This is a genomic window from Streptomyces sp. NPDC054840, from assembly GCF_053611065.1.
Genome location: NZ_JBSGZP010000630.1, coordinates 1 through 4,252 on the forward strand (window position 1 = coordinate 1; position 4,252 = coordinate 4,252).

At 68.7% G+C, this 4,252-nt stretch carries 6 protein-coding genes; 5 read left to right on the forward strand and 1 reads right to left on the reverse strand.

Going from position 1 to position 4,252, the window contains the following annotated elements:
- Positions 1-695 (forward strand): polyphosphate--glucose phosphotransferase (gene ppgK / locus ACWGIU_RS31120; RefSeq protein WP_453711415.1); only part of this gene is annotated, 695 nt, incomplete at its 5' end.
- A gap of 12 nt (positions 696-707) precedes the next feature.
- On the opposite strand, the gene ACWGIU_RS31125 is transcribed toward ppgK, so the two are convergent.
- A complete protein-coding gene (locus ACWGIU_RS31125) occupies positions 708-1,100 on the reverse strand; it encodes a DUF6542 domain-containing protein (protein WP_453711425.1) in 393 nt (130 codons plus the stop codon).
- Positions 1,101-1,364: 264 nt separating this feature from the next.
- On the opposite strand from ACWGIU_RS31125, the gene ychF reads away from it, so the two are divergent.
- The 4 genes from ychF to ACWGIU_RS31145 all read left to right on the forward strand — a co-directional run bounded on the left by ychF (position 1,365) and on the right by ACWGIU_RS31145 (position 4,231).
- Positions 1,365-2,453 (forward strand): redox-regulated ATPase YchF, encoded by a 1,089-nt coding sequence (ychF, locus tag ACWGIU_RS31130; protein ID WP_453711417.1) that lies wholly within the window; start codon positions 1,365-1,367, stop codon positions 2,451-2,453.
- A gap of 199 nt (positions 2,454-2,652) precedes the next feature.
- Positions 2,653-3,243: an ArsR family transcriptional regulator gene (locus ACWGIU_RS31135; protein WP_453711419.1), complete on the forward strand. Its 591-nt coding sequence runs from the start codon at positions 2,653-2,655 to the stop codon at positions 3,241-3,243.
- Positions 3,240-3,707, forward strand: a complete 468-nt coding sequence (locus ACWGIU_RS31140) for a hypothetical protein (RefSeq protein ID WP_453711421.1) — start codon at positions 3,240-3,242, stop codon at positions 3,705-3,707. The genes ACWGIU_RS31135 and ACWGIU_RS31140 overlap by 4 nt, the downstream gene beginning before the upstream one ends.
- A gap of 320 nt (positions 3,708-4,027) precedes the next feature.
- Complete coding sequence (locus ACWGIU_RS31145; protein ID WP_453711423.1) at positions 4,028-4,231, forward strand: hypothetical protein; 204 nt, start codon at positions 4,028-4,030, stop codon at positions 4,229-4,231.
- Positions 4,232-4,252: the final 21 nt, after the last annotated feature.

The window sequence follows — 4,252 nt, forward strand, 5'->3', positions numbered from 1 at the left end:
CCCCCGAGGGGGTGGCCGGTTGTGTCGGCGAGGTGGTGCGCCACTTCGACTGGGACGGGCCGCTCGGGGTCACCTTCCCGGGCGTGGTCACGAGCGGCGTCATCCGTTCGGCGGCCAACATGGACAAGTCCTGGATCGGCGTCGACGCGGCGACGCTGATTTCGCGCGAGCTGGGCGGCCTGCCGGTCACCGTCCTGAACGACGCGGACGCGGCGGGCGTCGCCGAGATGACGTACGGGGCCGGGCGCGGGCGGGGCGGCACCGTCCTCCTGCTCACCCTGGGGACGGGCATCGGGAGCGCCCTGTTCACGGACGGGCGGCTGGTCCCGAACTCGGAACTCGGACACCTGGAGCTGAAGGGCCACGACGCGGAGACGCGGGCGTCGGTGAAGGCCAAGGAGGACCATGACCTCACGTGGGAGCGCTGGGCGCACCGCGTGCAGAGGTACCTGCAGCACGTGGAGATGCTGTTCTCGCCGGACCTCTTCATCATCGGCGGGGGCGTCAGCCGCAAGCCGGAGAAGTTCCTGCCGCTGATCGAGGGCGTGCGGGCCGAGATCGTCCCGGCGAAGCTGCAGAACAACGCGGGCATCGTGGGAGCGGGGATGGCGGCGATGGCGGCCCGGACGGCGAAGGATGCGACGGCGGCGAAGGAGGCGATGGGGGCGAAGGCGGCGCAGGCGGCCGAGAGGTAGCGGCAGGAACGCTCACTGGGTGATGCGCCGGGGCATCCGCCGCCTGCTGATCAGCACGGCTTTGCGCACGACGGCGATCAGCGCGGCGACCAGCGTCCCGGCGTACAGCCAGCCGGCGTGCAGGGACAGCGCGGACACCAGCCCCATCAGCTGCCCGCCGATGCCGCCGGAACCGCCCGAGATGGGCCACACCCCGGCGGCGAAGGCGATGGGCACGCCGATCGGCGCGGTGATCAGGTCGGCGGGCCGTACCCAGAGCGCGGTGGCGGCCGCGACGGGCACGAAGAGCAGCCCGTAGACGAAGAGCGAGGAGTCGAAGAGCAGCCAGCAGATCCCGCCCACCAGCGCCATGGCGGCGCACGCGAACAGCCCGCCGCCGAGCCCGGTCAGCCGGGGCCGGGGCATCCGCCGCCCGAGCGCGGGCCGCCGGGGGCCGCCCTTGGCCTGGGCGGGCACCGCGGCGGACCGGGGCGCCTGGCGCTGGGCCGGAGGTCGCTGTTGGTGAGGGGCCGATCGCGTTCTGTGTTGCTCCACGTCACCAAAGTAGGCGGGGAGCGGGCCGGATCGGGCCGCGGACACGCGTACATCCACCGCCACTCATCGGAAAGTAAACTGTCCGGTGGCCCACTCCTGGGCCGCCGCCCCCTCCAGCTACGGGAAGTCGCCAACGTGTCGCTCACGATCGGAATCGTCGGCCTGCCGAATGTCGGCAAGTCGACCCTTTTCAACGCCCTGACCAAGAACGACGTGCTGGCGGCCAACTACCCGTTCGCCACGATCGAGCCGAACGTCGGCGTCGTCGGCGTCCCGGACGCGCGCCTGGGCGTCCTGGCCGGCATCTTCGGTTCGCAGAAGATCCTCCCGGCGACCGTCGACTTCGTGGACATCGCGGGCATCGTGCGCGGTGCGTCGGAGGGCGAGGGCCTCGGCAACAAGTTCCTCGCGAACATCCGCGAGTCGGACGCCATCTGCCAGGTCATCCGCGCCTTCAAGGACGAGAACGTCGTCCACGTCGACGGCAAGGTCTCGCCGAAGGACGACATCGAGACGATCAACACCGAGCTGATCCTCGCCGACCTCCAGTCCATCGAGAAGGCCGAACCGCGCCTGACGAAGGAGTCCCGCCTCCAGAAGGAGAAGGTGGCGGTCCTCGCGGCCGTCGTCGAGGCCAAGAAGATCCTCGAAGCGGGCGACACCCTCTTCTCCAAGGGCATCACCAAGGGCACGGAGCAGGGCGACCTCCTCCACGAGCTCCACCTGCTCACCACGAAGCCCTTCCTCTACGTCTTCAACGTGGACGAGGACGAGCTGACGGACGACGCCTTCAAGGCGGAGCAGAGCGCGCTCGTCGCCCCGGCCGAGGCGATTTTCCTCAACGCCAAGCTGGAGGCGGAGCTCATCGAGCTCGACGACGACGAGTCGCTCGAACTCCTCCAGTCGGTCGGCCAGGAAGAGCCCGGCATGGCCACCCTCGGCCGCGTCGGCTTCGCCACTCTGGGCCTGCAGACCTACCTGACGGCCGGCCCGAAGGAAACCCGCGCCTGGACCATCAAGAAGGGCGCCACCGCTCCCGAGGCGGCCGGCGTGATCCACACCGACTTCCAGCGCGGCTTCATCAAGGCCGAGGTCATCTCCTTCGCGGACCTGGTCGAATGCGGCTCGGTCGCCGAGGCCCGCGCCAAGGGCAAGGCCCGCATGGAGGGCAAGGACTACGTCATGCAGGACGGCGACGTGGTCGAGTTCCGCTTCAACGTGTAATCGCGCCTTCGCTGCATGCTAGGTAATTCCTCAAGCGTGCAGGGTCAGAAGGGGTCGGACTCTGGAGAGTTCGACCTCTTCCGTATGTCCGTGCTGACACTTGGTGCTGACCTGGCACGGCAGGCACCCACCATTGCGGCCTGGTGAGCAACTGAGTGCAGAGTGTTACTTTCGTTGGGCGCTTGATATCCTGCGCCCAATGAAAGTTTCGCCGAGTCTGCTCCCCATCCTCCGGTCCCGTATGCAGGGCGAGCTCCTCGCGCTCGTACTTTTGCATCCGGAACGCGAGTACAGCATCTCCGAGCTGGCCGCAGACGTCGGAGTGACGCCTACTGCTGTCCTGCGAGAGGTTGGCCGGTTGGCGGATGGCGGCATCCTGACCGATCGGCGAGTGGGGCGCAGCCGCCTCGTCAAGGCCCGCACGGATACTCCGCTGTACCGCCCGCTGAGCGAGCTCATGTCCGTCTCCTTCGGCCCCGTGCCAGTGCTCACCGATGCGCTGGCGGGACTTGAAGGCGTGGAGCGCGCCTATATCTACGGCTCTTGGGCCGCTCGGTACAACGGTGAGCCGGGGCCGCCGCCTGCCGATGTGGATGTCCTCGTTGTGGGAGCCCCCGATGCCGACGCGCTCTTCGACCTTGCCGAGGAGGCGTCCCGACGCCTGCGTCGTGAGGTCAACGTTCATCGGGTCTCCGTCGAGGCGTGGGAGGCCCGTACGGACGATCCGTTCCTTACCAGCGTTCGCGAACGTCCGCTGGTCCAGCTGAACCTTGACTTGGAGCCGCCATGACGCGCTGGAATCAAGGGCGGTCGACGGTTGACGCGCTCATCGCCAGTGGTGGGCTCGAACACGTACCCGCTTCTCAGCAGGCCGCCGAAGCGGAAGTGGTCCGGGCGCGCAGGCATGTAGGCTCCGCGCGGCAGTTGGCGGCAACGGACCCGGAGGGTGCGTACACACTGGCCTATGACGCCGCGCGTAGAGCGTTGGCCGCGGTATTGCAGAATCAGGGACTGCGCGCGACCAGTCGTGGTGGCCATACCGTCATCTACGAGGCCGTGCGGGCTCAACTCGACCCGCCACTCGGGTCCATGCTGCGTCCCTTCAACCGTATGCGAGCCCGGCGCAACGAAGTCGAGTACCGCTCGTCGGAGGCCCCCGTCGTAACGCCGGAGGAGGTTGCGGCCGACTTGACGAAGGTGGAGGCGCTCATCGAGCTCGCGGAGAAGGCGATCCCGAACATGCCGCGTTACTGAGGGTCTGATCCGCCGGATCGGCCCCAGGGTGGGAGCGCCGACCTTGCTTTTGGGGCCGAGCGGGCCGCGACGCTCAATCGCGCTGCGAAGGCCTGTCCGGTCTATCGTGGCGGATCGGCCACCGGCGGGGCGCGTGCGGGCGGAGGCCGGCGGCGGGCCCGCGCGCCCGGCCGTCCCCGCTGTAGGCCGCCCGGCGGAACGTCTTCTGGTTCGGTAGCGAACGCCGCTCGTGCGCCACGCTTTCGACTGTTTCCGGTCCTGGTTTCCAGCTGCTGCCCGGTCGGGGCGGTGCTCTCGGCCACCATGCGAAGGAGCAGACCATGACCCAGATCAGTGCGGCTGACGCGGAGCTCAAGAAGTCGTTGGCGATGGAGGGCGAAGCGGGGACGAAGACCTGGCGCGTCAGCATCCAGCCGAACGCGGAGCTCGCAGCGCACTTCCTCAACATCAACCCGTCCCAGGGCCCGGGCGAGGCGACCATCGCCCCCCCCGGCCCGACGGAAAGTTCGATGTCTTCTACCTGAGTTAGGCCTGAGCTCCCAGCG